This window comes from Teichococcus aestuarii, assembly GCF_003116135.1.
Taxonomy (GTDB): Bacteria; Pseudomonadota; Alphaproteobacteria; order Acetobacterales; family Acetobacteraceae; genus Pseudoroseomonas; species Pseudoroseomonas aestuarii.
Genome location: NZ_PDOA01000003.1, coordinates 56,006 through 80,481, shown reverse-complemented (window position 1 = coordinate 80,481; position 24,476 = coordinate 56,006). Strand labels below are relative to the sequence as shown.

Sequence of the window (24,476 nt, the reverse complement as noted above, 5' to 3'; positions counted from 1 at the left end):
CCCGGCCGGTCTTGCACCGGCCGGGCGCCGGCTCACCCGGCCGTGTTGTTCCCGCCGGGCGCCGCGGCCGCCGGAGAGGATGGCTCGGCGCGCAGGAAGTCGAGGTCGCAGCCCTCGTCGGCCTGCAGCACCTGCTCCGTGTAGAGCCGCGCATAGCCGCGCTTCGCCGTGGCGGCGGTGGCGGGCTGGGTGGCGCGGCGGCGCTCCAGCTCGGCCGCGTCCACCAGCAGGTCGATCCGCCGCTCCTTCACCGAGAGGCGGATGCGGTCGCCATCCCGCACCAGGCCAAGCGGCCCGCCCGAGGCGGCGTCCGGCGAGACGTGCAGCACGATGGTGCCATAGGCGGTGCCGGACATGCGGGCATCGGAGATGCGCACCATGTCCTTCACCCCGGCCCGCGCCAGCTTGGACGGGATGGGCAGGTAGCCTGCCTCCGGCATGCCGGAGGGCGAGAGCGGGCCGGCATTCTGCAGCACCAGGAAGTCGTCCGCCGCCACGTCGAGATCGGGGCTGTCGATGCGCGCGGCGAGGTCCTCCAGCGAGGTGAAGACGACGGCGCGGCCCTCTTGCTCGAACAGCGCCGGGTCGGCCGCCGCCCGCTTGAGGATGGCGCCGCGCGGCGCCAGGCTGCCGAACAGCGCGACCAGCCCGCCCTGCGGCTGCAGCGGCTCCTCCCGCGCGCGCACCACGGTGCGGTCCACATAGCCCGGCTCGGCATCCAGCCGCTCGCCCAGCGTCTGGCCGGTGACGGTCATCACGTCGAGATGCAGCATCGGCCGCAGCTCGCGCAGCACGGCGCCGATGCCGCCCGCCGCGTAGAGATCCTCCATGTAGAAGGGGCCGGTGGGCTTGAGGTCCACCAGCACCGGCGTCTCGTCGGACAGCACGTTGAGCCGGTTGAGGTCCACCTTGATGCCGGCGCGGCCGGCGATGGCGGCGAGGTGGATGATGGCGTTGGTCGAGCCGCCGATCGCCAGCAGCACGCGCAGCGCGTTCTCCACCGACTTCTCGGTGACGATCTGCGAGGGGCGCAGCTTGCGGGTGGCCAGCATCATCGCGGCGGTGCCGGAGGCCTCGGCGGCGCGGATGCGGTCGGCGTGCACGGCGGGGATGGCGGCGGTGCCGGGCAGCATCATGCCCAGCGCCTCGGCGAGCGACGCCATGGTGGAGGCGGTGCCCATCACCGCGCAGGTGCCGGCGGTGGTGGCCAGGTTGCCCTCGATCTCCTCCACCGTCTCCTGGTCGATCTCGCCGGCGCGGAACTTGGCCCAGAAGCGGCGGCAATCGGTGCAGGCGCCGAGCCGCTCGCCGCGCCAGCGGCCGGTGGACATCGGCCCCGTCACCACCTGGATCGCCGGCACGTCGGCCGAGATGGCGCCCATCAGCTGCGCCGGCACGGTCTTGTCGCAGCCGCCCACCAGCACCACCGCGTCCATCGGCTGGCCGCGCACCATCTCCTCGGTGTCCATCGCCATCAGGTTGCGGAACACCAGGGCGGTCGGGTTCAGGAAGGGCTCGCCGAGCGAGATGGTGGGGAACTCGCGCGGCAGGCCGCCGGCGGCCAGCACGCCGCGCTTCACCGCCTCCACCAGCTCCGGCACGCCGCGGTGGCAGTTGTTGAACTCCGAATAGGTGGCGGCGATGCCCACCACCGGCTTCTTCAGCAGGCTGGAGGACAGGCCCATGGAGCGGGCCATGGACAGGCGCAGATAGCGCGCGAAATCCATGTCGCCATAGTTGGTCAGGCCACGGGTCAGGCCGACGGGCTCGGGCTTCTCGGTCATGGGCAGGGGTTTCCTCCGGAGATCTTTGGTGTTCAGGCCAGCAGCGTGGGGTGCTGGCCGAGATAGGCTTCGCGCGCCGGGCGGAAATGCGCGACGCAGAGCGCCAGCAGCGCCGCGCGGTCGCCGGCGCGCAGGGCGCCGAGCATGGCGGCGTGCTCGTCGCGCGCCCATTCCATGCTCGCCTGGCTGCGCAGGTTGGCGTAGCGGATCACCTGCGCCCGCTGGCCCAGCTCCTCGATAGTCTCGGCCAGGAACAGGTTGCCGCAATGGGCGTAGAGCGCGCGGTGGAAGGCGAGGTCGGCGCGGAACACGGCGCGCGTATCGCCCTCGGCGACGGCGGCGGCATGCTGCTGTTGCAGGGCGTGCAGCGGCGCCAGCGCGTCTCCGGCCAGCGGCAGCGGGATCAGCGCGGCGGCCTGGGTCTCCAGCATCTCGCGCAGGGCGTAGAGCTGCCGAACCTCCTCGGGGCTGTAGGCCTTCACCAGCGCGCCGCGATGCGGGATGCGCTCGATCAGCCGCATCCGCTCCAGCTCGGCCAGGGCCTGGCGCACCGTGTGGCGCGTGGCGCGGAAGCGCTCGGCCAGCTCCTCCTCGATCAGCCGCTCGCGCGGGTGGAGGCGGCCGAAGACGATATCCTCCTCCAGCGCCGCGGCGATGGCGGCGGGCAGGGGCAGGGCGGCATCGTCTCGGGCGGCATCGGCCATGGCGCGGCTTCCGTGGAGCGGGGCGAGGACAGCTTAATCGGCGACGGGATTGTCGACAATGCCGTTGACTCATCTGCCGCCGCCGGGAAGAGTGCGGCGCAGAAGAAAACCCCTGGAGGACGTTCCATGCGCAAATCCGCTTCGCAGGGCGGCTTGCCGCGCCGTGGCCTCGGCGCCATGGCCCTGGCCGCCACCGCCCTGGCCGCCGGCTTCCGCCCCGCCCATGCCGCCGCCTATCCAGACCGCGCCATCTCCGTCGTGGTGCCCTTCGCGCCGGGCGGCGCCACCGACCTCGCCGGCCGCCTGCTGGCCGACCGCATCGGCCCGCTGCTGGGCGGGGATGGCCGCGCCCTGGTGGAGAACCGGCCCGGCGCCGGCTCCAGCCTGGGCGCCGACTATGTCCGCCGCGCCAAGCCCGATGGCTACACGCTGCTGGTCGGCTCCGCCTCCACCCTGGCGGTGGCGCCGGCGGCGCAGCCCAACATCGCCAAGTACCATCCGGTGGAGGATTTCACGCCGATCGCCATCATCGGCACCAGCGCCATGGGGCTGGTGGTGCCCGCCGCCTCGGGCATCAAGAGCGTGCCGCAGCTGATCGCGCGGCTGAAGGAGAAGCAGGGCGCGGACGGCTTCGCCAGCTCCGGCGTCGGCGGCGTGTCGCACCTGGCGTCGGAGCTGTTCGTCAAGCTGGCGGCGGCGCCCGCCAACCACATCCCCTATCGCGGCGGCAGCTCGGTGGCCGAGGCGCTGCTCAAGCAGGAGGTGATCTTCGCCATCGACCAGATCGCCTCCATCGTCGGCCAGATCCGCGACGGGGCGCTGACCCTGCTGGCGGTGACCACCGAGACGCGCGACGCCAACTTCCCCGATGTGCCGACCCTGGCCGAGGCGGGGGTGCCGGGCTACGCGCTCTCCACCTGGACGGCGATGGTGGGGCCGAAGGGCCTGCCGCCCGAGGTGGCGGCGGCGCTGAACAAGGCGGTGAACGCGGCGCTGAGCGAGCCCGCGCTGCGCGAGCGCCTCTCCAGCAGCGGCACCGACCCGCGCAACGACAGCACGCTGGAAAGCGCGGCCGCCTTCCTGGGGCAGGAGTTCAACCGCTTCAAGGCGGTGGTGGAGCGCACCGGCCTGAAGCTGGACTGACGGCAGCTGGACTGACCGCAGCTGGACCGACGGCGGCTGGTCCGACGGCGCGGCGCGGCCCTTCCCGCCGGAAGGGCCGCACGGGCGGCATGGCTCAGGCCGGCACCGCCGCCTCGGCCTCGCTCTCCGCCGGGGCGGGCGGCAGGGCGGCGAGGGCGGTGCGCATCGCCTGTTCCGCGTCCGGCCAGCCGGTCTCGATGTCGTCACCGGCCAGGGTCAGGCTTTCCGGCGAGAGCAGGGCGCGCAGATGCTGCTCCCGCCAGGCCTTGGGCTGGTCGCGCTTGGCCAGGCCATAGGCCAGGGCGCGCACCACCCGCATCACCATGGCGCGCTCCGAGATGGTCTGGGCGGCGCTGGTGGCGGCCTCGGACTCCACCGTCGCGGGAGCCAGGGCCAGCAGGCGCTCCGCCAGCGCCGGCACGGCGGGGTAGGCGAGGTTGATGTGGAGCTGGTGCGTCTCGGCATAATAGGCCGCTGCGCGGTGGGTCAGCTCGCGGTCCGCCAGCTCGGCCGGGTCGCGCAGCAGGAACAGCGCCGGCGGCGTCTCCAGCACCGGCGCGGGCGGCGGCGTCTCGGGCTTGGCGGCGGCGGCGGGCGGCGCCGGCGGCTGCGCGCCGGGCAGGCCGGGCTTCGGCGGCGGCCGGCGGCGCTGCACCTCCATCTGCTCCAGCATGGTGCGCATCATCTCGCGCACCTCGTCGAGGTAGAGGGCGTCCGGCGAGGCATCGGCCAGCAGCCTCGACAGCCATTCCGGAATGTGGCGCGACACGAGGCCCGCATAGTCCATCAGCCTCACCTGCGCCTGGGTGGCGGTGCGGTAGCGCAGGAATTCGCGATAGGCCTCCGGCTGCACCGGGTAGTCGGCCGGCAGCTCGACCAGGACGATGACGCTGCGCGCCGCGAAGGGAATGCCGAAGCTGGGCGCCTCGCGCCGCCAGGCATTGCCGCGGGCCACGGCATACATCTCGTTCTGGTGCACGACGGCGCCGAGGCTCTCGTGCAGCATCACGCCTTCCTTGCGCGGCAGGTCCGCATCGTAGGCGTAGTGCAGCACGATGCCGTCCGGACCCTTCACGGCCTCGTAGTGCTCGAGCTGCGCCAGCCGCTCGGCCAGGCTCACCACCCGCAGCGGCTGCGTCAGCCGGGCGATGCCGGGCTTGATGATGACCTCGGTGCCGGCGGGAAAGCGGAAGAAACGGTGGCCGATGGTCTCGATCAGCCAGTGGGCCGGGCTGCGCGGGTGGCCGTTGTAGGGGTCGAGCGCCGTGTTCTGCTCCGGCGCGTTGCCGAATAGCACGACCTCCGTCCATTCCTGGTCGAGCGGGCGGCCCTCGGCGGCGGCGCTTTCGGTGACGTGGATGACCTCGCGCATCTGCCCGTCCGTCCCCGGGCGCAGCAGGCGGCCATAGACGCCGCCGAACTTGCCGATCATCACTTCCTGAACCATGCCCTTGCGGGCCGAGCGGTAGCGCATGCCGTTCTGGTTGGAGGGCAGGGAGGCCACCTTGGCACCCATGCCGAAATTGCGGTCGAGCCCGGTTTCCTTGCGGATCGAGGCGGCGATGTCGCACATCCGGTAGAGTTCCGGGCCGGTGAGGCCGGTGCCGCTGTTCCACACCGCCAGCTTCGGCGTGCCCTCGACCGGCACCGTGGAGAACTCGACACGCCGCTCGCCCTCGGGGGCAGAGCCCGCGGCCTCCAGCGCGTTCTGGAGCAGCTCGCGGATCATCATGCTCTTCGGGCAGCGCTCGATCATCGAGGCCACAAGGAAGTCTTCGTCCTTGACGCGCAGCTTCGTGACGGTGGTGCTCATCGTGGCAGTCTCCCCTGCAGCGGCTCGCTGGTGGCATGGCCCAGGCCAGGTTCCGCGCTTGCCTCCTGGCGGGACCACACGGCATGTTGTGCATAGCAGCAGACGGCGCAGCCTCGCCAGGGACAGTTCAAAGCATGCCGGCCGCACTCGCGAGACTAGAACAGGACATCCGGCAGCAATTATCGCTGGTGGACTACCCCGCCCGCCCCTGGATGCGGCCTGCCGCGGCGGATGTGCTCGACGTCGCCATCATCGGCGCCGGACAGACCGGATTGGCAACGGCCTTCGGGCTGCGCCGCCAGAAGGTGGACAAGCTGGTCCTGTTCGACCGTGCACCGCCAGGCGGCACCGGTGTCTGGATCACATTTGCGCGAATGCGCACCCTGCGCACGCCCAAGCACGTCACGGGCCCCGATCTCGGCCTGCCGGCACTGACCCCGCGCGCCTATTTCACCGCCCGCGACGGCGAGGCCGCCTGGGACAGCCTGCACAAGATCGGCCGCGAGGACTGGCAGGACTATCTCGACTGGTACGCCCGCGTGCTGGAACTGCCGGTGCGGCACGAGCACACGCTGCTGGAGATCGGCCAGGAGGCGGAGACGGGGCTGCTGACGCTGCGCTTCGCCACGCCCGGGGGCGAAGTGGTGCGGCGTGCCCGCAAGCTGGTGCTGGCCACGGGCATGGATGGCGCGGGGGCCTGGCAGATCCCGCCGCCCTTCGGCGCCCTGCCGCCGGGGCGGGTGCTGCACACCGCCCAGGCGATCGACTTCGCGGCGCTGGCCGGCAAGCGGCTGCTGGTGATCGGCGCCGGCGCCTCCGCCTTCGACAACCTGGCCACGGCCCTGGAGGCCGGCGCGGCCGAGGCCACCATGCTGGTGCGCCGCCCGCGCATGCCGCGCGTCAACCCGTTCCGCTGGATGGAGCAGGCCGGCTATCTCGGCCAGTACCATGCGCTCCCGGACCTGCTGAAATGGCGCTTCACGCGGCACATCTTCGAACTGAACCAGCCGCCGCCGCAGGAGAGCTGGGACCGCGTGGCCGCCGACCCGCGCTTCCGGCTGGTCATGGGCGCGCCGGTCGAGTCTGCCCGCATGGAGGGCGGTGCTGTGGTGCTGGAGACGCCGCGCGGCGCCTTCGGCGCCGACGCGGTCATCCTCGGCACCGGCTTCACCTTCGATCTCGGGCTGCGGCCGGAACTGGCGCCCTTCGCGCGCCACATCCGCCTCTGGCGCGACGCCTTCACCCCGCCAGCGGGCGAGGAGAGCGCCCTCTGCGGTGCGTCGCCCTACCTCTCGCCGGATTTCGCCTTCCAGGAAAAGGTGCCCGGCGCCGCCCCGCTGCTGCGCCATATCCACTGCATGACCTATGCGGCGACCCTCTCCATGGGTCTCTCGGGCGCCAGCATCAGCGGCATGAAGTATGGCGTGCCGCGGCTGGTGGACGGGCTCTGCCGCGCGCTCTGGCTGGAGGATGCCGAGGCGCATCTCGCCGCCCTGCGCGCCTTCGACCTGCCGGAACTGACCGCCCCCATCCCGCAGGAACACGAGACCCCGGAGGAGCGCCGGGCCGGCGCCGCGGAGTGAGCATGAGCAGACCCAGCGCCCTCTCCACCCACATCCTCGACACCGCCTCCGGCCGCCCGGCCGAGGGGGTGCGGGTGCAGCTGTGGCGGATGCAGCCCGTGCCCGCGCTCCTGGCGGAGGAGCACACCGATGCCGATGGCCGCGCCGGCGGCGCCCTGCTGCCGGCGGAGCGCTTCCGGCCCGGCCGCTACGAGTTGCGCTTCTTCGTGGGCGACTACTTCGCCGCGCGCGGCATGGCTGGCGGGCCGGAGGAGCGCTACCTTGACGTGGTGGCGGTCAGCGTCGGGCTGCGCGAGGGACAGGGGCACTACCATGTGCCGCTGCTCTGCACGCCCTGGTCCTACACCACCTATCGCGGCTCGTAGGGCGAGGGATCGTCCAGCTCGGGCGGCGGCTGCGCCTCCGGGTCGCGGGCGATCAGCCCGGCATCGTTCTCCGCGAAGCGGCCGACGCGCGCCGGCACTGGCCAGCAGGCGAGGTCCCCGGCCGGGCTGGGGCGCAGCAGGGCCAGCGGGTCGCCCTCCGCCTCGCCCAGCCAGGCGGGCCAGTCGGCGCGTGGCAGGATCACCGGCATGCGGTGATGCACCAGCGCCTGCTTGGCATTCGCCGCCGTGGTGATGATGCTGAAGGTGCGCAGCCATGTGCCGTCCGGCTGCTGCCACCCCTCCCACAGCCCGGCCAGCGCCATCGGCTCGCCGCTCGCCAGTGCCACGGCGTAGGGCTGCTTGCGCGTGCCCTCCTGCCGCCACTCGTAGAAGCCGTCGGCGGGCACGAGGCAGCGGCGGCGGGCGAAGGCCTCGCGGAAGGAGGGCTTTTCCGTGATGCCTTCGCTGCGGGCGTTCATCAGCTTCGCGGCGCCGGAGGCGTCCCTGGCCCAGCGCGGCACCAGCCCCCAGCGCAGCGGGCCCAGATGCCGCGCGCCGCTCTCCGGGTGGCGGCGCACGACCAGCGAATCCTGCGTCGGCGCCACGTTCCAGGAGGGAGGATGGTTGGGGAGCGGCGGCGCCGTCTCGAAATACTCCGCCAGGCGCTGTGGCTCGCGCTGCAAGAAGTAGCGGCCGCACATGATGGGTCTCCCTTCGGCCATCCAGCATAGCGGCCCGGGCGGCCGGCCGCGAGGTGGCGGCCGCGCCGCGCCGAGACAGGGCGGGGCTCACGGCAAGGTAATTTCGAAAACAAATCGATATTCGGTAGAGCCAGGGCCCGGCCCGAAAAAAACACAGGCCGGATCCGCTCAAGCTGGGAGCCGGTCAGGAACTCCCCGATGCGGATCAAGGAAGGGAGTTCCGCCTATGAGCTTCGGCAGATTCTTCACCTCGGACTGGATGCACTACACCCGGCCCGCGCTGGACTGGTTCAATTCGAAGCTGGTCTATGGCACCCGCGGCGACGACACCATCGGCCGCGACGGCAACGGCCTGCTCGTCTTCGGCCTGGCCGGGGATGACCAGATCACGGTGGATGGCCGCGCCAACCCGGATGGCGCCGGGAACAAGGTGCTGGGCGGCTCCGGCCGGGACAGCATCATCGCCTCGGGCAACAAGAACCTGCTGCTGGGCGAGACGGGCAACGACAGCATCACCGCCACCGGCAACGACAACACGGCCTTCGGCGGGGCGGGCGACGACGTCATCGCCATGACCGGCCAGAACGCCAGCGGCAACGCCGCCCATGGCGGCAGCGGCAACGACACGCTCTCCGCCTTCGGCTACGACAACCGGCTGTATGGCGGCGCGGGCGAGGACGTGCTGAGCAGCCGCAGCTTCAGCGTCGGGCAGGGCATCCAGGTGGGCGACGGCACGGTGATGAGCGGCGGCTCCGGCGCCGACCGCTTCGTGCTGAACAACACCAGCGCGCTCTCCGTGCTGGACAATGGCGACGACGTCGTCTCCGCCGGCGACACCTTCCGCGGCGTGATCGACGTGATCACCGACTACCGGGCCGGCGAGGTGATCGAGACCGGCGCCACCACGCGCGTGAGCGGCCCGGTGGCGCTGGACGAACTGCAGACCATTCCGCCCGGCAATTTGGGCGCCGTGCTGGCGGCCGGCGAATACGCCCTGTTCCATGGCGCGCTGACCGAGGCCGGCGTGTTCTCCGTGGCGGCGGCGGGGCCGGACCTGCTGATGATCTACGAGACCGCCAACAGCGCCGACCCCACCGCCAGCGGCGCGGTGGTGCTGCGCGACTATGCCTCCGATAGCGTGCTGATCGCCTGAAGGGCCGGCGTGCCGGGCGGGCCTGCGCGGCCCGCCCGGGTCAGGATCAGTCCACGATGAACAGCGTGGCGCCCGTCTCGGTGACGGAGCGGTGCGCCGCGTCGCCGAAATCGGACACCATGTAGCTCATGCCGGCCTTCAGCTCCGTGCGCCGGCCGTCCTTCAGCTCGCTGACCAGGGTGCCCGCGACCACGTGGATGATGTGGCCGCGGTCGCACCAGTGGTCGGCCACGTAGCCGGGCGAATACTCCACCAGCCGCACGCGGATGTCGCCGAGAGTGAAGGTGCGCCACAGCGCGTGGCCGGATTCGCCCGCGTGCCGGGTCGGCTCCACCGCCGACCAGTCGATGGCGGTGAAGGGCAGGGGCGGGATCTTCACGGGTGCCGCCTTCAGCCGCGCGGCAGCAGCTGCTCGGCCAGCGCCGCGAAGAAGCTGGCGCCGACCGGCAGGACCGCGTCGTTGAAGTCGTATTTCGGGTGGTGCAGCCCGGCATCGGTGGCCGAGCGGCCGCCGCCCAGCATCAGGTAGGAGCCGGACTTGGCGTTCAGCATGAAGGCGAAGTCCTCGCCGCCCATGGTCGGCTTGGGCAGCTCATGCGTGTTGGCCTCGCCCACCACGGCAGCGGCGGCGCGGGCGGCGAGCTGCGTCGCCTCGGCCTCGTTGATGGTGGAGGGGTACATGCGGAAGAAGCGCACCTCCGCCTGCGCGCCGAAGGCGGTGGCGATGCCGGAGGCGATCTCCGTCACCTTCTTCTCCAGGATGTCGCCCACCTCGGGGCGGAACCAGCGGGCGGTGCCGCGCAGGCTCACCGTCTCGGGGATGACGTTGAAGGCGTTGCCGCCCTCGATCTTGCCGATGGTGACGACGCCCGCCTCCACCGGCTCCACGTTGCGCGCCACGACGGATTGGAGCGCGGTGACGATCTGCGCCGCGATCACCACCGGGTCGTTGCCCATGTGCGGCATGGCGCCATGCGCGCCCTTGCCGGTGATGGTGATCTCGATATCGGCCACCGCCGCCATCACCGGGCCGGTGCGCCAGTGCATCTCACCCGCCGGCAGGTTCGGCCAGTTGTGGATGGCGAAGACGCGGTCCATCGGGAAGCGCTCGAACAGCCCTTCCTTCACCATCACCTCGGCGCCGCCGCCCATCTCCTCGGCGGGCTGGAAGATGACATAGACGGTGCCGGCGAAGTTGCGCGTCTCGGCCAGGTACTTCGCCGCGCCGAGCAGCATGGTGGTGTGGCCGTCATGGCCGCAGGCGTGCATCTTGCCCGGCACGGTGGAGGTGTAGGGGACACCGCTCTCCTCCAGGATCGGCAGCGCGTCCATGTCGGCGCGCAGGCCGATGGCGCCGCCCGGCGCATTGCCGCGGATGACGCCGACCACGCCTGTCTTGGCGATGCCGGTGATCACCTCGTCCACGCCGAACTCGCGCAGCTTCTCCGCCACGATGCCGCTGGTGCGCACCTCCTCGAAGGCCAGCTCCGGGTGGCGGTGGAAATCCTGCCGCCAGGCGGTCATCTCGTCGTGGAAGTCGGCGATGCGGTTGATCACGGGCATGGGGCGGGTTCCGTCCGGTCGGTGTGGTCGCGAAGGCGTGCAGCTTTGCGGCGAGTGCCGCCGCCCCGCAAGGGGAGGGGGGTTCCCCGGAGCGCCGGCGGGACCATCTGAGGGCGGATGCTCCGCCGGGTCGTGATCCTCCTCCTGCTGCTGTCGCTGCTGGCGCCGGCGGGCCTCTATGTCTCGGGCCTGTGGCGCCCGCCGCCGCGCTGGGACCCCTGGGCCGTGCTCGACATCCGCGACACCCCCAATTTCGTGACGCCCTGGAAGCTGGCCCGGCTGGAGCGCGAGCCCGCGGCCTGCTTCGCCGCGCTGGAGCAGTCGGGGCTGGCGATGGCGCGCCTGCCGGACCGTGCCTCGGATTCCGGCTGCCCGCTGGAGAACACGGTGCGGCTGGAGGGCGGCCGTGCCGCGCTCAGCCCGGCGGGGCCGGTGGTGACCTGCCCGCTGGCGGTGGCCTGGGCGATGTTCGAGCGGCACGCGCTGCAGCCGGCGGCGCGGGCGCATTTCGGCCAGGGCGTGCGTGCCGTGCGGCAGCTCGGCACCTACAATTGCCGCAACGTCTATCACCGCGCCGAGGGCCGCCGCAGCCAGCACGCCACGGCCAACGCCATCGACATCGCCGGCTTCACCCTGGCCGATGGCCGCGCCATCACCCTGCTGCGCGACTGGGAGGGGGCGGGGCCGGAGGCCGCCTTCCTGCGGGATGCGCGGGACGGCGCCTGCCGCTTCTTCAAGGCGGTGCTGGGGCCGGACTACAACGCGCCGCACCGCGACCATTTCCACCTCGACCGGGGGCGGTGGTCGCGCTGCTCCTGAGGCCGGGATGGCTACGGTATCATGATACCACAGCTTTTTCCCTTGACCTCCCCGGGCGTTGCGCCGATAACCCGCCCCATCTTTCCAGGACTAAGCAAAGCAGATCATGCTCACCACGCAGACCCGCTCGCTGAAGCCGGCGGAGGTCAAGAAGGGCTGGGTGCTGATCGATGCGGACGGGCTCGTGCTCGGCCGTCTCGCGGCCCTCGTTGCCAATCACCTCCGCGGCAAGCACAAGCCGCAGTTCACGCCGCATGTCGATTGCGGCGATCATGTTGTCATCGTCAACGCCGAGAAGGTGAAGGTGACCGGTAACAAGGCCGAGCAGTCGGTCTTCTACTGGCACACCGGCTACCCCGGCGGGATCAAGGAGCGCACCGTCCGTGAGCGCCTCGAGGGCCGTTTCCCCGAGCGCGTGATCGAGAAGGCCGTGGAGCGCATGATCACCCGTGGCCCGCTGGGCCGTCGGCAGATGAAGAACCTGCACGTCTATGCGGGCGCCGAGCACCCGCATGCCGGCGCGCAGCCCCAGACGCTGGACGTCGCCGCCCTGAACCGCAAGAACAAGGTGGCCTGAGATCATGAGCGAACAGACCACCGCCACTTCGCTGTCCGAGCTGAAGAACCTGGTCGCCGGCACCCCGGCCGCCGGTGAGGCCGCCGCCGCGCCGCGCGAGCCGAAGAAGGACCAGTTCGGCCGCTCCTACGCCACGGGCCGCCGCAAGAACGCCATCGCGCGCGTCTGGGTGAAGCCGGGCAAGGGCACTGTCGAGATCAACGGCAAGGCCGCCTCTAAGTACTTCGCCCGGCCGGTGCTGCGCATGCTGATCGCGCAGCCCTTCCTGGTGGCCGACCGCTACCAGCAGTTCGATGTGTACTGCACGGTCGTCGGCGGCGGGCTCTCCGGCCAGGCCGGCGCGGTGCGCCACGGCATCAGCCGCGCCCTGACCAACTTCGAGCCGGCCCTGCGGCCGATCCTGAAGAAGGCCGGCTTCCTGACGCGCGACCCGCGCGTCGTCGAGCGCAAGAAGTACGGCAAGGCCAAGGCCCGACGCTCCTTCCAGTTCAGCAAGCGCTGACGCTGGCGGGCCGGCGTACGCGCCGGCCCGATCAAGGGCTGTTCATCGGCAAGGGCGGGTCCGCGAGGACCCGCCCTTTCTGCATTCTGCTATCGTCACCGACCCTGAAGGAGGGCCAGATGGCCAAGGGTTCCGTTCCCGCGATCTTCATCGACGGCGAAGCCGGCACAACGGGGCTGGGCATCCGCCAGCGCCTCGAGGCGCTGCCCGGCATCGCCCTGCGCTCGATCGACCCGGCGCAGCGCAAGGACCCCGAGGCCAAGCGTGCCCTGATGGCCGAGGTGGACCTGGTGGTGCTCTGCCTGCCGGACGAGGCAGCGAAGGAGAGCGCGGCCATGGCCGCCAGCCTCGGCGCCGACGCGCCCAAGCTGCTCGACGCCTCCACCGCCCACCGGGTGAACCCGGACTGGGCCTATGGCTTCCCCGAGCTGTCGGCGGCGCAGGCGGCGGCGGTGGCGGCCAGCCCGCGCGTTTCCAACCCCGGCTGCTACCCGACGGGCGGCATCGCCCTGCTGCGGCCGCTGGTCGATGCCGGGCTGATCCCGGCCGACCACCCTATCACCGTCAATGCCGTCTCGGGCTATTCCGGCGGCGGCAAGGCGATGATCGAGGCCTATGAGGGCGGCACCGCGCCGGCCTTCGAGCTGTACGGGCTGGGGCTGGAGCACAAGCACCTGCCGGAGCTGCAGCTCTATTCCGGCCTGACGCGGCGGCCGATCTTCGTCCCCAGCGTCGGCAACTACCGGCAGGGGATGCTCGTCTCCATCCCGCTGCATCTCGACACCCTGCCGGGCAACCCCGCGCCGGAGGATCTGCGGGCGGCGCTGGCCGCGCATTACGAAGGCTCGCCCTGGGTGCGGGTCGTGCCGGCGCCGGCCAATGGCAAGCTGGAGCCCGAGGCGCTGAACGACACCAACGGGCTGGAACTGCGGGTGTTCGGCAACGCGGCGCGGCACCAAGCCGTTCTGGTGGCGCGGCTGGACAATCTGGGCAAGGGCGCCTCGGCGGCCGCGGTGCAGAATATCGGCCTGATGCTCGGGCTGGAGCAGGCGGCGCGGCAGGCCGCCTGAGACGCCGCCGGCGCGGGGCGCGGGGGGGCACCCCCTTCCGCCCGGCGCCAGCGGGCAGGATGATGCGGGCGAGGGGGGCAGCCCCTCCCGCCCATGCCCGCCGCCAGGGTGGCGGGCCAACCCTGGCGGGCCAACCCCGCCGCAGCGCGAGGAACCCGTCACGCCCATGGCTCCGCTCCATCCCTTCGAAGGGCGCCTGCCCACCATCGACCCCAGCGCCTTCGTCGCGCCCAGCGCCGCCGTCATCGGCGATGTCGAGCTGGGGGCGGATGCCAGCGTCTGGTATCACTGCGTGCTGCGCGGCGACACCAACTTCATCCGCGTCGGCGCCCGCAGCAACATCCAGGACGGCAGCATCGTCCATGTGAATGCCGGCACCCACCCCACCATCATCGGCGCCGACGTCACCATCGGCCATGCCTGCATCATCCATGCCTGCACGCTGCACGACCGCGCCTTCGTCGGCATGGGCGCCACGGTGCTGGACGGCGCGGTGATCGAGGAGGGCGGCATGCTGGGTGCCGGCGGGCTGCTCGCGCCCGGCAAGCGGATCGGCGCCAACGAGCTGTGGCTGGGCTCGCCCGCCCGCAAGGTGCGGCTGATGGAGGCGGAGGAGCGCGCGCGCTGGGACCGCACCGCGGCACACTATGTGGAACTGGCCAAGCGGCACCGCACCTCGCTGGTGACCGGGGGCGCATGATGCCGCGCCCCGCCGTGTCGCGGCCCGCCCTCGGGCTGGCGCTGGGGCTGGTCCTCGCCGGCTGCGCCCTGGCGCCGCCCACGCCGCCCGTGACGCTGCCGGCCGCGGCGGCGCGCGGCGCGCCGGCTCCCGCCACGGCGGCCATCCGCGGCGCCGCCGCCGCCTTTTCCGCGCCGGAGCGCCTGCATGGCCGCCCGGCGCTGGCGGCGCTCGCCGTGGCGCAACTCGAATACATCGCGGTGGAGCTGCCCTCCGGCCGCTTCGGCGATGTCGGCATGGTCTCGCCCTCGCTGCTGGCGGCGCGGGACGAGGTGCGCGGCGCGCTGGGCATTCCCTCCACCGCGCCGCCGCAGGCGGTGATCGACGCGATGGCGGCGGCGGCCACCGCCCCGGGCGGCGACCCGGCGGGGCCGGCCGCGCTGCCACCGGGCCTGTTCCCGCTCGGCGGCGCCGAGGTGTGGCGCCGCCTCGGCCAGCTGCCCCGGCTGCCCCAGGCCAATGCCGGCACCCTGCGCGCCCTGCGCCACTGGGAGTTCGGACCGGAGGAGCCGTTCGAGATGAGCAGCCTGTCGCGCCGCCGCTGAGCCCGCCCGCGCCGCCGCTTTGGCACGCCGCGCCGGCTGCGGCATTCTGCCCGCCTGACCTGATCGGAGTGCCCCGCATGCGCCGAGTCCCCGCCCTTCCCCTGACGGCGCTGCTGCTGGCCGCCCTGGTGCTGCCCGGCTGCGCGGAGCTGCGCACGCCCCGCCCGCGGGTCAGCCTGCCGCTGGAGCTGGTGCCCAATGCCGAGGACCCGGTGCGCAGCGCCGCCCGCCTCGCCTCCGCCGCCTTCGCCGACCAGGGCGCCGCGCTGCAGGGCCACCCGGCCGAGACCGCCCGCGCCGCCGCGCGGCTGGAATACCTGGCGCAGACCCTGGCCGCCGATCCGCGCTACGCCGCCCTGCCGCCAGGGCTGACGCTGGCGCTGCGCGGCGCGGTGGGCGAGGTGCGCGGCGCGCTGGGCCTGGCCGAGGCGGCGCTGCCGGAGCAGGCCATCGCGGCCCTGGCGCAGGCCGCCCGCGCGCTGGAGGGCCGGGACGATGCCGCCGCCGTGCTGGTGCCGCCGCTCTTCCCCGCCGGGGCGGAGGCCACGCTACGCCGGCTGCGCGAGCCCGGCCCGCTGCCGGAGGCCGCCATCGCCACCGGCCGCACGGAGGAGGCGATCCGTGCCCTCGACATCGGCACCGGCTGGACCCTCTCGCCCGAGCGCTCGACGCTGCGCTGAACCGCGCCCCTCCATCCTTTCGCTTCAAGAGCGGGGGCGGATGTGCAGAATGCCGCCCTTCGTGTTCCGTAGATCTGGGAGTTCCTCATGCAGCGACGCAGTTTCCTGGCCGGCACCGCCGGCCTGACCGCCGCCGCGCACCTCGCCCGCCCGGCCCTGGCGCAGGGCGAGGCCAATCAGGTGCTGCGCTTCATCCCGCAGGCCGATCTCAGCATCCTCGATCCGCTGAACACCACCGCCTACCCGACGCGCAACCACGGCCACCTCTGCTGGGACACGCTGTACGGGCTGGACCTCGATTTCCGCCCGCAGCCGCAGCTCGCCGCCGGCCATACGGTGGAGGATGACGGCAAGCGCTGGACCTTCACGCTGCGCGAGGGCATCCGCTTCCACGACAACGAGCCGATCCGCGCCGCCGACGCCGTGGCCTCGATCAGGCGCTGGATGCTGCGGGACACGCATGGCCAGACGCTCTCGCAGCGTGTCGAGGAGATCCGCGCGCTGGACGACCGGCGCTTCGAGATCCGCCTGAAGCGCCCCTTCGGCCCGATGCTGGACGCGCTGGCCAAGGCCTCCTCCTATCCCTGCTTCATCTACCCCGAGCGCTTCGCGACGCAGGACCCGGGCCGCGCCTTCACCGAGGTGGTGGGCTCCGGCCCCTACCGCTTCGTGGCCGAGGAGCGAGTCTCGGGCAGCCAGGTCGTCTATCGCCGCTTCGAGGGCTACAAGCCGGCCGGCGGCGCCGTCAGCCTGACGGCGGGGCCGAAGCTGGCGCTGTTCGAGCGGCTGGAATGGAAGCACATCCCCGACCCCGCGACAGCCGCCGCCGCGCTGCAGGCCGGCGAGGTGGATTGGTGGGAGCAGGTGGCGCCCGACCTGCGCCCGCTGCTGCGCCGCGGCCGCAACATCACGGTGGACCGGCTGGATTTCGGCGGCACGGTGGCGATGCTGCGCCCCAACCACCTGCACCCGCCCTTCGACAACCCGGCGCTGCGCCGCGCCCTGCTGCCCGCCATCCGGCAGGCCGACTACATGACCGCCATCATGGGCGACAACCGCGACCTGTGGCGCGAGGGGATCGGCTGCTTCCCCGAGGGCAGCCCGATGGCGTCCGACGCCGGCATGGAGGCGCTGACCGGCCCGCGCGACTTCGAGGCGGCGAAGCGCGCCGTCCAGGCCGCCGGCTACAAGGGCGAGAAGGTGGTGATGCTGCACCCCACCGACATCGTCAACAACAACAACCTGACCGCCGTGGCGACCGACATGCTGCAGCGCACCGGGCTGAACGTGGAGAGCGCCACCTCCGACTGGGGCACGCTGCTGCAGCGCCGCGCCAACAAGAACCCGCCGGGCCAGGGCGGCTGGAGCGCGCTGATCGTGCTGTTCGGCGGCATGGACCTGGCCAATCCGGGCGGCCACCCGCTGCTGCGGGCGAACGGCCAGAATGCCTGGTTCGGCTGGCCCACCGCGCCGAAGCTGGAGGAGCTGCGCGACCAGTGGTTCGACGCGCCGGACCTTGCCGCGCAGCAGCGCATCGGCCGCGAGATCCAGACGCAGTTCTTCCAGGACGTGCCCTACTACCCGCTGGGCCAGTACCTGATCGACAGCGCCTGGCGCAGCAACCTGACCGGCCACCGCAAGGGCATGGCGCTCCCCCTCAACGTCAAGCGCGCCTGAGACTTACAGAAGAAAGATGGGGGCCCGGGGGAATTCCTTCCCCCGGCCTTCTTCTGCTCAGCAGCCTTCCGCGAGAAAAACCCGGCTCGGCGCCACGAACTCCTCCTGCGCCGCCACGGTGAGGATCTCGCGCGACGCCGCCTCCGAGGTCCGCCGCAGCAGCCCGTAGATGGAGGAGGCGGCGGCCGCCAGCGCCGCGCTGGCGCTGCCGCTCTTCACCCGGTGGAACAGGAACAGCGCCGCGATGGCGTCGCCCGCGCCGTTCACCGAGAGCGGCAGCATCGGCGTGGCGACGCGGTAGAACGCACCCCCCTCGGCCGCCAGCATCTCGATCCGGTCCTCCGGCGTCTCGGCCACGCGTAGCGAGGTGACGAGCACGCAGCGCGGCCCGCCCGGCGCCATGGTGGCCTGCAGCGCCGCGACCGCTGCCTTGGCCTCGGCCAGGGTGGTGACGGGCATCCCCGTCATCCATTCCAGCTCGAACTGGTTGGGGGTGAGGATGTCGGCCGCCGGCACGGCGCGGTCGCGCATGAACTCCGGGATGCCGGGGCGGACGAAGACGCCGCGCCCGACATCGCCGATCACCGGGTCGCAGCAATAGAGCGCGGCGGGGCTGGCGGCCTTCACCTTGGCCACCGCCTCCAGGATCGCCTCGCCGATGGCGGCGTCGCCCATGTAGCCGGAGAGCACGGCGTCGCAGCGGGGCAGGGCGCCGCGGTCCTCGATGCCCTGCACCAGGTCGCGCACCAGATCGGCGCCGAAGACCTGCCCGCGCCAGGAGCCGTAGCCGGTGTGGTTGGAGAACTGCACCGTGTTCACCGCCCAGACCTCGGCCCCCAGCCTTTGCAGCGGAAACACCGCCGAGGCATTGCCGACATGCCCGTAGGCGACCCAGGACTGGATGGAGAGGATGTTCATGCGCCTGACCCGGTGGTGGAGGCGGGGCCGCGCCCCGCGGCGGCAAGCTGTAGGAAGGGGCGCCCGGCCGGTCAATCCGGCGGCGGAATCGGCGCGCCGCGCGGCCTGCTCGGTTGCACCGGGGGGGCGCTGCCTGTAGAAGCGGCGCTTCCGTGCGGCCGGTCGGCATCGGCTGCTCCATAATCAGACGAGTGCGCCATGAAGCCCGACATCCACCCGGACTATCACGAGATCAACATCATCATGACCGACGGGACGACCTACAAGACCCGGTCATGCATGGGCAAGCCGGGCGAGACGCTGCGCCTGGACATCGATCCGAAGTCCCACCCGGCCTGGACCGGCGTGCAGCGCGTGATGGACACCGGCGGCCAGATCGCCAAGTTCAACAAGAAGTTCGCCGGCATCGGCGCCCGCAAGAAGGGCTGATGCGCAAGGCCCCGCAGGGCCTTCCACCGACGCGGATTTTTGAGCGCCACTCCCTTGAAGCAGGGGGTGGCGCTTTCCATTTCCAGCCCTGCCAGCGGTGCCCGGATCGGGGCCGCCGGTGTGATCCAGACGCGACGGGGCCGCCCTTGTGGGGCCCGCATGACGCGGCGGATCGCAACGCAACGGACCCTTGCTTGGATTGAGAAGGCTCCTGACCATGAACGCTTTCGACACCGCCCCCCTGTTCCGCTCCGCCATCGGCTTCGACCGCCTGACCCGGCTGATCGACACCGCCCGCGCCGCGTCCGAGGGGCCCTCCTACCCGCCCTACAACATCGAGAAGACCGGTGAGGACGCCTATGTCCTGACCATGGCGGTCGCCGGCTTCGGCCCCGAGGACCTGGAGATCACCGCGCAGGACAATGTGCTGGTCGTCTCCGGCAAGACCGCGCCGGTGAACGAGCAGGAGCGCCGCTACCTGCACCGTGGCATCGCCGGCCGCGCCTTCGAGCGCCGCTTCGTGCTGGCCGACCACATCCAGGTGGAAGGCGCCGACCTCGCCAACGGCCTGCTCAACGTGGCGCTGAAGCGCCAGGTGCCCGAGGCGCTGAAGCCCCGGCGCATCGCCATCGGCAGCGCGCAGCCGCGCCAGCCGGTGCTGGAGGGCAAGTCCGAGAGCCAGCTCGCCGCATAAGGGCTGGCCGGACCGAGTGATGGGCCGGGGTGGCGACACCCCGGCTTTTTTCATGCCCGGCCTTTTTCCCGCGCCAAGGCTTGCCCGGCGCGGAAGCCTCGCGGAAGCTGGGGCTGCACCTTCCGCAGCCGGGCCATGATCCAGGATCCAGAGAAATTCCGCACGGTGACGGCGCTGGGCATCGCCCAGACCCTCGCCTGGGCCTCCTCCTACTACCTGCCCGCCATCCTGGCGCGCCCGATGGCGCAGGATCTCGGCCTCTCCACCTCCACGATCTACGCCTACTTCTCCATGGCGCTGCTGCTGACGGCGCTGCTCGGCCCGCTCACCGGCCGCATCATCGACCGGCGCGGCGGGCGCGGGGTGCTGGCGCTCTCCAACCTCGTCTTCGCCGCCGGGCTGGGCACGCTGGCGCTGGCGCAGGGGCCGCTGGGGCTGGGGGTGGGGTGGGGGCTGCTCGGCATCGGCATGGCGCTGGGGCTGTACGACGCCGCCTTCGCCACCCTGGCCGGCCTGTATGGCGCCCTGGCCAAGGGGCCGATCACCGGTGTCACGCTGTTCGCCGGCTTCGCCTCCACCGTCGGCTGGCCGCTCAGCACCTTCCTCGATGCCGAGTTGGGCTGGCGCGGCGCCTGCCTGGTCTGGGCGGCGCTGCATCTGGGGCTGGGGCTGCCGCTGAACCGGCTGCTGGTGCCCGCCGCGCCGCCCCCCGCGCCCAAGGCCGCCGCCGAGGGGCCGGAGAGTCCGGCGCCTCCGCAGGCCATGTGGGTGCTGGGCTTCGTCTTCGCCGCCACGGGCATCATCACCGCCGCCATCGGCGCTCACCAGCCGGCCCTGCTGGCCGCCGCCGGCGCCTCGCCCGAGGCCGCCCTGCTGGCCGCTTCCCTCACCGGGCCGGCGCAGGTGGCGGCGCGCTTCCTGCAATTCAGCCTGCTGCGCGCCCTGCATCCGCTGTGGATGGCGCGGGTGGCCTGCGTCATCCAGGGCCTCGGTGCGCTGGCCCTGCTGTTCCTGGGCGGGCCGGCGGCGGCCGCCTTCGCCCTGCTGCATGGCGGCGGCAACGGGCTGCACACCATCGCCAAGGGCACGCTGCCGCTCGCCGTGTTCGGGCCGGTGGGCTACGGGCAGCGGCAGGGCATCCTCTCCGCCCCGGCGCGGCTGTTGCAGGCGGGGGCGCCGCTGCTGTTCGGCCTGCTGATGGAAGCCCATGGCGCCGGCGCGCTGTGGCTGACCACCGGGCTGTGCTTCGCCGCCTTCGCCGCCCTCTTCGCGCTGCGTGCGCGCTGAGGGCGGCGCCTCGGCTCAGGCGTTGCGCCGCAGCGCCTCCGGGTTGATCAGCGCGTCCGGGTCCGGCTGGCCCGCCAGGAAGTCCAGCACGTTGCGGGCCGAGGCGGTGGCCATGCGCTGCAAGCCCTCGGCGGTGCTGGCGGCCACATGCGGCGTCATCACCACGTTCGGCAGGCCGAGCAGCGGGATGGGGCTCTGCATCGGCTCCACCTGCACCACGTCCAGCCCCGCCCCCGCCAGATGGCCGGAGCGCAGCGCCGCCTCCAGCGCCGCCTCCTCCACCAGCGTGCCGCGCGCGGCGTTGATCAGCACGGCGCCGGGCTTCATCGCCGCCAGGAAGCCGCCATTGACCATGTTCCGCGTCTCGGCGTTGGAGGGGCAGTGGAGGGTGACGATGTCCGCCTCCGCCAGCGCCGCCGGCAGGTCGCGCGCCGGCTCGTAGCCCAGGCCGCGGATGGTGTTGGCGGGGATGAAGGGGTCGTGCACCCGCACCCGCAGCCCGAAGGCGGCGCAGAGCCGCGCCACCCGCGTGCCGATGCGGCCGAAGCCGATGATCAGCACGGAGCGGCCGCCGAGGTCGAAGGTGGCGGACTGGCCGGGCACCCGCCACTCGCCGCGCCGCACCCCGGCGTTGAAGGCCACCACCTGGCGGGAGAGCGCCAGCATCAGCATCAGCGTGTGCTCGGCCACCGAGGCGGCGTTGGCCTCCGGCGTCACCGCCAGCAGGATGCCGCGCTCGGTCAGCGCCGGCACGTCCACATTGTCGTAGCCGACGCCGTGGCGGCAGACGAAGCGCAGCCTCGGCGCGCGGTCGAGCAGGGCGCGGTCCACCGTCATGCCGCGCACGATCATCGCCTCCGCCTCGGCCAGGTGGCCGGGCAGGGTCTCGGGCGTCAGCGCCTCGGGCGTGAGGAGGCGCAGGCCGGGGGCCTCGCGCAGAATCTCAAGCCCGTCGCGGTGGATGGGGTCGGGCACCAGCACGGTGTGCAGGGAGAGATCGGCCATGGCGGTCACCCGTTGCCCCAGGGGCGGCGGCGGAAGAGGTCCTTCACGCCCTCCGCCTCGCGCAGGGCGGCGGCGCGGTATTCGGCGCCGACGAGGGGGCGCATCGGCAGGTTCAGCTTCGCCGCCTCCTCGACGAAGGCCGGGTCGGCCAGGGTGGCGCGGAAGGCGGTCGCGAGCGGCGCGGCGATCTCCTCCGGCAGGCCGGGCGGCGCCACGAAGCCGCGCGCCGAGCCGCCGACGACATCGAAGCCCTGCTCCCGGAAGGTGGGCACCTCCGGCATGGCGGACCAGCGCTCCGGCGCGGCGGCGCCGAGGCAGCGTGTTCGCCCCTCCTGCAACAGGGAGATGCCCTCGCTGAGATTGTAGGAGGCGACGTCGAGCTGCCCGCCCAGCAGGTCGCGGATGACGGGGGCGGTGCCGTTGTAGGGCGCGTGCAGGGCGCGGACCTGCGCCACCTCCTCGAAGGCGAGCAGCAGCTGGTGGTCGTCCGAGCCGATGCCGGCGGCGGAGCCGACCGAGACGGCCTCCCGCGCCTTGGCGGCGGCGGCCTTCAGGTCGCCCAGGCCGCGCAGCGGGGAATCGGCGCGCACCCAGAGGGCGCCGGGATCCTCCACCAGCTGCGCGACGTAGGTGAACTCCTCCATCTTCCAGCGCACCGGCCGTTCCAGCGGGATGGAGCTGAGGGAGAGGCTGGCGATGGCGCCCAGCGTGTGGCCATCGGGGCGCGCCGCGAAGATCGCCTCGTTGCCGGTCTGCCCGCCCGCGCCGACGCGGTTGGTGACGACGAAGCGCGCGCCGGGGAGATGGTTCGGCAGGTGCTTGGCCGCCAGCCGCGCCATGATGTCGATGCCGCCGGCCGGCGGGTAGGGAACGATGATCTCGATCGGCCGGGCGGAGGGCCAGGCGGCCTGGGCCAGGGCAGGGCGGGCCAGCAACGGCAGGGCCGGCACGGGAAGAAGGCAGGCCAGGAGGCCCCGGCGGGTGGGCATGGTGTCGTCCTCGGACTCGTTCCCCGGGGCGTTCTGCGGCCCCGGCCCCCGGGAGGGGGGCTATTGCCGGCAGGCTAGACCATGGCGGCCGCCCTGGCCATGGCTGCCCCGCGTCCGCGTCTTCGCACTTGCGTCAAGGCCCCGGCGCGCGCATATGAGCGACGCCGGCCTCCATGGGGAAGTGCCGGCCGCGCCCTGGCTGCGTGAACGGACCGCCCGCCCTTCGTCGGCGGCGGCCATGCCAGGGCCCCGGGACAAACCCCCCGGACCTTCTCCCTTCGGTACGACCCATCCACGCGGGGCGTCCTGACCCGCAACCGGTGCGGCCGTCATGGCGTGCGCCGAATCTTGGATATGTTGATGACCGATTTCACGTCCCTCGGCCTGGCCGAACCGCTGCTGCGCGCCCTGGCCCAGGAAGGCTACACCACCCCCACCCCGATCCAGGCGCAGGCCATCCCGCTGGTGCTCGAGGGCCGCGACCTGCTGGGCATCGCCCAGACCGGCACCGGCAAGACCGCCGCCTTCGCGCTGCCGATCCTGCACCACCTGGCCGACCGCAAGGCGCCGGCCCCGCGCGGCGGCTGCCGCGTGCTGATCCTGTCGCCGACGCGCGAGCTGGCCTCGCAGATCCATGACAACATCCGCGCCTATGGCCGCTTCATGGGCCTGTCCTCCACGGTCATCTTCGGCGGCGTGGGCGCGCGGCCGCAGGTGCAGGCGCTCTCGCGCGGCGTGGACATCCTGGTGGCGACGCCGGGCCGCCTGCTCGACCACGTGCAGACCGGCGCCGCCCGCCTGCAGGGCGTCGAGGTGCTGGTGCTGGACGAGGCCGACCAGATGCTCGACCGCGGCTTCTGGCCCGCCATCCGCAAGCTCACCGGGCTGATGTCCAAGAACCGGCAGACGCTGTTCTTCAGCGCCACCATGCCGGAGGAGATCGCCAAGATCGCCAACGAGCTGCTGAAGGACCCGGCGCGCGTCTCCGTCACCCCCGTGGCCTCCACGGCCGAGCGGGTTGAGCAGCGGCTGATCCATATCGACGCCAGCCAGAAGCGCGTGCTGCTGGCCGAGATGCTGCGTGATTCCGCCATCGGCCGCGCGCTGGTCTTCGCGCGCACCAAGCACGGCGCCGACCGCGTGGCCAAGCACCTGGTGGCCGAGGGCATTAACGCCCACGCCATCCATGGCGACCGCAGCCAGGGCCAGCGCGAGCGGGCGCTGGCCGAGTTCCGCAACGGCCGCGCGCCGATCCTGGTGGCCACCGACATCGCCAGCCGCGGCATCGACGTCGATGGCGTGACGCATGTCTTCCAGTTCGACCTGCCGGACACGCCGGAGGCCTATGTGCACCGCATCGGCCGCACCGCGCGCGCCGGCGCCAGCGGCGAGGCGATCGCCTTCTGCGCGCCGGACGAGGTGGTGAAGCTGAAGGCGGTGGAGAAGCTGATCGCCATGAAGATCCCGGCCGAGGACCGCCGCAGCCCGGCGGCGCGCGCCGAGGCCGAGGCGGCGCAGCCGAAGAAGCAGCCGCCGCGCGGCCGTGGCCCGCGCCCGCAGGGCGCGAGCGGCCGGCCGCAGGGCGCCGCCCCGCGCGGTGGCCGCGGCATGCCGCCGGGTGCCGCCGGCGCCCGCAAGGACCGCAACTGGCGCGACAGCGACTTCCGCAACTCCTCGCGCTGAGGCGTTGACGACCGGGCCGGAGGCACCCCCTCCGGCCCTTTTTTTGTCCCGCG

At 72.6% G+C, this 24,476-nt stretch carries 25 protein-coding genes; 16 read left to right on the top strand and 9 right to left on the bottom strand.

Annotation, left to right across the window (positions count from 1 at the left end; genetic code table 11):
* Window positions 1–32: 32 nt before the first annotated feature.
* Together CR165_RS05820 and CR165_RS05815 are read right to left on the bottom strand one after the other, a co-directional pair.
* Window positions 33–1,784: a dihydroxy-acid dehydratase gene (locus tag CR165_RS05820; RefSeq protein WP_109516042.1), complete on the bottom strand. Its 1,752-nt coding sequence runs from the start codon at window positions 1,782–1,784 to the stop codon at window positions 33–35.
* Between the two features lie 32 nt (window positions 1,785–1,816).
* Window positions 1,817–2,488, bottom strand: coding sequence for a GntR family transcriptional regulator (locus CR165_RS05815; protein WP_109516041.1), 672 nt, complete (start codon window positions 2,486–2,488; stop codon window positions 1,817–1,819).
* A 126-nt stretch (window positions 2,489–2,614) separates the two neighbouring features.
* Here CR165_RS05815 and CR165_RS05810 point away from each other — a divergent pair, with 126 nt between their 5' ends.
* Window positions 2,615–3,631 (top strand): Bug family tripartite tricarboxylate transporter substrate binding protein, encoded by a 1,017-nt coding sequence (locus CR165_RS05810; RefSeq protein ID WP_109516040.1) that lies wholly within the window; start codon window positions 2,615–2,617, stop codon window positions 3,629–3,631.
* A 94-nt stretch (window positions 3,632–3,725) separates the two neighbouring features.
* Here the strand turns inward: CR165_RS05810 and CR165_RS05805 are convergent, their stop codons facing one another.
* Window positions 3,726–5,444, bottom strand: a complete 1,719-nt coding sequence (locus CR165_RS05805; protein WP_109516039.1) for an ATP-binding protein — start codon at window positions 5,442–5,444, stop codon at window positions 3,726–3,728.
* Window positions 5,445–5,578: 134 nt separating this feature from the next.
* Here CR165_RS05805 and CR165_RS05800 point away from each other — a divergent pair, with 134 nt between their 5' ends.
* Complete coding sequence (locus CR165_RS05800) at window positions 5,579–7,027, top strand: SidA/IucD/PvdA family monooxygenase (protein ID WP_109516038.1); 1,449 nt, start codon at window positions 5,579–5,581, stop codon at window positions 7,025–7,027.
* Between the two features lie 2 nt (window positions 7,028–7,029).
* Window positions 7,030–7,392, top strand: a complete 363-nt coding sequence (gene uraH, locus CR165_RS05795) for a hydroxyisourate hydrolase (protein ID WP_109516037.1) — start codon at window positions 7,030–7,032, stop codon at window positions 7,390–7,392.
* Here the strand turns inward: uraH and CR165_RS05790 are convergent.
* Window positions 7,377–8,093 carry an SOS response-associated peptidase gene (locus tag CR165_RS05790; protein ID WP_109516036.1) on the bottom strand — a complete coding sequence of 239 codons (717 nt, stop codon included), beginning with the start codon at window positions 8,091–8,093 and terminating at the stop codon, window positions 7,377–7,379. The genes uraH and CR165_RS05790 overlap by 16 nt on opposite strands.
* Window positions 8,094–8,319: 226 nt before the next feature.
* Here CR165_RS05790 and CR165_RS05785 point away from each other — a divergent pair, with 226 nt between their 5' ends.
* The gene (locus CR165_RS05785) at window positions 8,320–9,246 is read left to right on the top strand and encodes a calcium-binding protein (RefSeq protein WP_109516035.1); all 927 of its coding nucleotides are present in this window, start codon (window positions 8,320–8,322) and stop codon (window positions 9,244–9,246) included.
* Window positions 9,247–9,292: 46 nt separating this feature from the next.
* Here the strand turns inward: CR165_RS05785 and CR165_RS05780 are convergent, their stop codons facing one another.
* Together CR165_RS05780 and CR165_RS05775 are read right to left on the bottom strand one after the other, a co-directional pair.
* Entirely contained in the window at window positions 9,293–9,625 is a 333-nt protein-coding gene (locus CR165_RS05780; RefSeq protein WP_109516034.1) for a DHCW motif cupin fold protein, read from the bottom strand.
* An 11-nt stretch (window positions 9,626–9,636) separates the two neighbouring features.
* Window positions 9,637–10,809, bottom strand: coding sequence for a M20 aminoacylase family protein (locus CR165_RS05775; RefSeq protein WP_109516033.1), 1,173 nt, complete (start codon window positions 10,807–10,809; stop codon window positions 9,637–9,639).
* Between the two features lie 117 nt (window positions 10,810–10,926).
* Between CR165_RS05775 and CR165_RS05770 the strand changes: the two genes are divergently transcribed.
* The 8 genes from CR165_RS05770 (at window position 10,927) to CR165_RS05735 (ending at window position 17,418) form a co-directional block, all read left to right on the top strand.
* Entirely contained in the window at window positions 10,927–11,628 is a 702-nt protein-coding gene (locus tag CR165_RS05770) for an extensin-like domain-containing protein (protein ID WP_109516032.1), read from the top strand.
* 106 nt (window positions 11,629–11,734) lie between these two features.
* Complete coding sequence (gene rplM / locus CR165_RS05765; RefSeq protein WP_109516031.1) at window positions 11,735–12,205, top strand: 50S ribosomal protein L13; 471 nt, start codon at window positions 11,735–11,737, stop codon at window positions 12,203–12,205.
* Window positions 12,206–12,209: 4 nt separating this feature from the next.
* Window positions 12,210–12,707 carry a 30S ribosomal protein S9 gene (gene rpsI / locus CR165_RS05760; protein ID WP_109516030.1) on the top strand — a complete coding sequence of 166 codons (498 nt, stop codon included), beginning with the start codon at window positions 12,210–12,212 and terminating at the stop codon, window positions 12,705–12,707.
* Between the two features lie 119 nt (window positions 12,708–12,826).
* The gene (gene argC / locus CR165_RS05755; protein WP_109516029.1) at window positions 12,827–13,777 is read left to right on the top strand and encodes an N-acetyl-gamma-glutamyl-phosphate reductase; all 951 of its coding nucleotides are present in this window, start codon (window positions 12,827–12,829) and stop codon (window positions 13,775–13,777) included.
* 166 nt (window positions 13,778–13,943) lie between these two features.
* Window positions 13,944–14,477, top strand: a complete 534-nt coding sequence (locus CR165_RS05750; protein ID WP_109516028.1) for a gamma carbonic anhydrase family protein — start codon at window positions 13,944–13,946, stop codon at window positions 14,475–14,477.
* Window positions 14,474–15,061 (top strand): hypothetical protein, encoded by a 588-nt coding sequence (locus CR165_RS05745; protein ID WP_109516027.1) that lies wholly within the window; start codon window positions 14,474–14,476, stop codon window positions 15,059–15,061. Before CR165_RS05750 ends, CR165_RS05745 begins: the two co-directional genes overlap by 4 nt.
* A 77-nt stretch (window positions 15,062–15,138) precedes the next feature.
* A complete protein-coding gene (locus tag CR165_RS05740) occupies window positions 15,139–15,741 on the top strand; it encodes a hypothetical protein (protein ID WP_109516026.1) in 603 nt (200 codons plus the stop codon).
* Between the two features lie 87 nt (window positions 15,742–15,828).
* Window positions 15,829–17,418 carry an ABC transporter substrate-binding protein gene (locus CR165_RS05735; protein WP_109516025.1) on the top strand — a complete coding sequence of 530 codons (1,590 nt, stop codon included), beginning with the start codon at window positions 15,829–15,831 and terminating at the stop codon, window positions 17,416–17,418.
* Between the two features lie 57 nt (window positions 17,419–17,475).
* Here the strand turns inward: CR165_RS05735 and pdxY are convergent, their stop codons facing one another.
* A complete protein-coding gene (gene pdxY / locus CR165_RS05730; RefSeq protein WP_109516024.1) occupies window positions 17,476–18,336 on the bottom strand; it encodes a pyridoxal kinase PdxY in 861 nt (286 codons plus the stop codon).
* Between the two features lie 198 nt (window positions 18,337–18,534).
* Here pdxY and rpmE point away from each other — a divergent pair, with 198 nt between their 5' ends.
* From rpmE to CR165_RS05715, 3 genes are all read left to right on the top strand, one after another.
* Window positions 18,535–18,765 carry a 50S ribosomal protein L31 gene (rpmE, locus tag CR165_RS05725; protein ID WP_109516023.1) on the top strand — a complete coding sequence of 77 codons (231 nt, stop codon included), beginning with the start codon at window positions 18,535–18,537 and terminating at the stop codon, window positions 18,763–18,765.
* A gap of 217 nt (window positions 18,766–18,982) precedes the next feature.
* Window positions 18,983–19,459 (top strand): Hsp20 family protein, encoded by a 477-nt coding sequence (locus CR165_RS05720; protein WP_109516022.1) that lies wholly within the window; start codon window positions 18,983–18,985, stop codon window positions 19,457–19,459.
* A gap of 135 nt (window positions 19,460–19,594) precedes the next feature.
* Complete coding sequence (locus tag CR165_RS05715) at window positions 19,595–20,746, top strand: MFS transporter (RefSeq protein ID WP_109516021.1); 1,152 nt, start codon at window positions 19,595–19,597, stop codon at window positions 20,744–20,746.
* A 15-nt stretch (window positions 20,747–20,761) separates the two neighbouring features.
* On the opposite strand, the gene CR165_RS05710 is transcribed toward CR165_RS05715, so the two are convergent.
* Entirely contained in the window at window positions 20,762–21,751 is a 990-nt protein-coding gene (locus CR165_RS05710; protein ID WP_109516387.1) for a hydroxyacid dehydrogenase, read from the bottom strand.
* Window positions 21,752–21,756: 5 nt separating this feature from the next.
* Complete coding sequence (locus tag CR165_RS05705; protein WP_109516020.1) at window positions 21,757–22,740, bottom strand: tripartite tricarboxylate transporter substrate binding protein; 984 nt, start codon at window positions 22,738–22,740, stop codon at window positions 21,757–21,759.
* Window positions 22,741–23,100: 360 nt separating this feature from the next.
* Between CR165_RS05705 and CR165_RS05700 the strand changes: the two genes are divergently transcribed.
* Window positions 23,101–24,423: a DEAD/DEAH box helicase gene (locus tag CR165_RS05700; RefSeq protein ID WP_109516019.1), complete on the top strand. Its 1,323-nt coding sequence runs from the start codon at window positions 23,101–23,103 to the stop codon at window positions 24,421–24,423.
* Window positions 24,424–24,476 lie beyond the last annotated feature (53 nt).

What these genes read in the sequence shown, in the direction of transcription:
- CR165_RS05820 (WP_109516042.1), bottom strand. Translation starts at nt 1,784, where the DNA reads ATGACCGAGAAGCCCGAGCCCGTCGGCCTGACCCGTGGCCTGACCAAC.
- CR165_RS05815 (WP_109516041.1), bottom strand. Translation starts at nt 2,488, where the DNA reads ATGGCCGATGCCGCCCGAGACGATGCCGCCCTGCCCCTGCCCGCCGCC.
- CR165_RS05810 (WP_109516040.1), top strand. Translation starts at nt 2,615, where the DNA reads ATGCGCAAATCCGCTTCGCAGGGCGGCTTGCCGCGCCGTGGCCTCGGC.
- CR165_RS05805 (WP_109516039.1), bottom strand. Translation starts at nt 5,444, where the DNA reads ATGAGCACCACCGTCACGAAGCTGCGCGTCAAGGACGAAGACTTCCTT.
- CR165_RS05800 (WP_109516038.1), top strand. Translation starts at nt 5,579, where the DNA reads ATGCCGGCCGCACTCGCGAGACTAGAACAGGACATCCGGCAGCAATTA.
- uraH (WP_109516037.1), top strand. Translation starts at nt 7,030, where the DNA reads ATGAGCAGACCCAGCGCCCTCTCCACCCACATCCTCGACACCGCCTCC.
- CR165_RS05790 (WP_109516036.1), bottom strand. Translation starts at nt 8,093, where the DNA reads ATGTGCGGCCGCTACTTCTTGCAGCGCGAGCCACAGCGCCTGGCGGAG.
- CR165_RS05785 (WP_109516035.1), top strand. Translation starts at nt 8,320, where the DNA reads ATGAGCTTCGGCAGATTCTTCACCTCGGACTGGATGCACTACACCCGG.
- CR165_RS05775 (WP_109516033.1), bottom strand. Translation starts at nt 10,809, where the DNA reads ATGCCCGTGATCAACCGCATCGCCGACTTCCACGACGAGATGACCGCC.
- CR165_RS05770 (WP_109516032.1), top strand. Translation starts at nt 10,927, where the DNA reads ATGCTCCGCCGGGTCGTGATCCTCCTCCTGCTGCTGTCGCTGCTGGCG.
- rplM (WP_109516031.1), top strand. Translation starts at nt 11,735, where the DNA reads ATGCTCACCACGCAGACCCGCTCGCTGAAGCCGGCGGAGGTCAAGAAG.
- rpsI (WP_109516030.1), top strand. Translation starts at nt 12,210, where the DNA reads ATGAGCGAACAGACCACCGCCACTTCGCTGTCCGAGCTGAAGAACCTG.
- argC (WP_109516029.1), top strand. Translation starts at nt 12,827, where the DNA reads ATGGCCAAGGGTTCCGTTCCCGCGATCTTCATCGACGGCGAAGCCGGC.
- CR165_RS05750 (WP_109516028.1), top strand. Translation starts at nt 13,944, where the DNA reads ATGGCTCCGCTCCATCCCTTCGAAGGGCGCCTGCCCACCATCGACCCC.
- CR165_RS05745 (WP_109516027.1), top strand. Translation starts at nt 14,474, where the DNA reads ATGATGCCGCGCCCCGCCGTGTCGCGGCCCGCCCTCGGGCTGGCGCTG.
- CR165_RS05740 (WP_109516026.1), top strand. Translation starts at nt 15,139, where the DNA reads ATGCGCCGAGTCCCCGCCCTTCCCCTGACGGCGCTGCTGCTGGCCGCC.
- CR165_RS05735 (WP_109516025.1), top strand. Translation starts at nt 15,829, where the DNA reads ATGCAGCGACGCAGTTTCCTGGCCGGCACCGCCGGCCTGACCGCCGCC.
- pdxY (WP_109516024.1), bottom strand. Translation starts at nt 18,336, where the DNA reads ATGAACATCCTCTCCATCCAGTCCTGGGTCGCCTACGGGCATGTCGGC.
- rpmE (WP_109516023.1), top strand. Translation starts at nt 18,535, where the DNA reads ATGAAGCCCGACATCCACCCGGACTATCACGAGATCAACATCATCATG.
- CR165_RS05720 (WP_109516022.1), top strand. Translation starts at nt 18,983, where the DNA reads ATGAACGCTTTCGACACCGCCCCCCTGTTCCGCTCCGCCATCGGCTTC.
- CR165_RS05715 (WP_109516021.1), top strand. Translation starts at nt 19,595, where the DNA reads ATGATCCAGGATCCAGAGAAATTCCGCACGGTGACGGCGCTGGGCATC.
- CR165_RS05710 (WP_109516387.1), bottom strand. Translation starts at nt 21,751, where the DNA reads ATGGCCGATCTCTCCCTGCACACCGTGCTGGTGCCCGACCCCATCCAC.
- CR165_RS05705 (WP_109516020.1), bottom strand. Translation starts at nt 22,740, where the DNA reads ATGCCCACCCGCCGGGGCCTCCTGGCCTGCCTTCTTCCCGTGCCGGCC.
- CR165_RS05700 (WP_109516019.1), top strand. Translation starts at nt 23,101, where the DNA reads ATGACCGATTTCACGTCCCTCGGCCTGGCCGAACCGCTGCTGCGCGCC.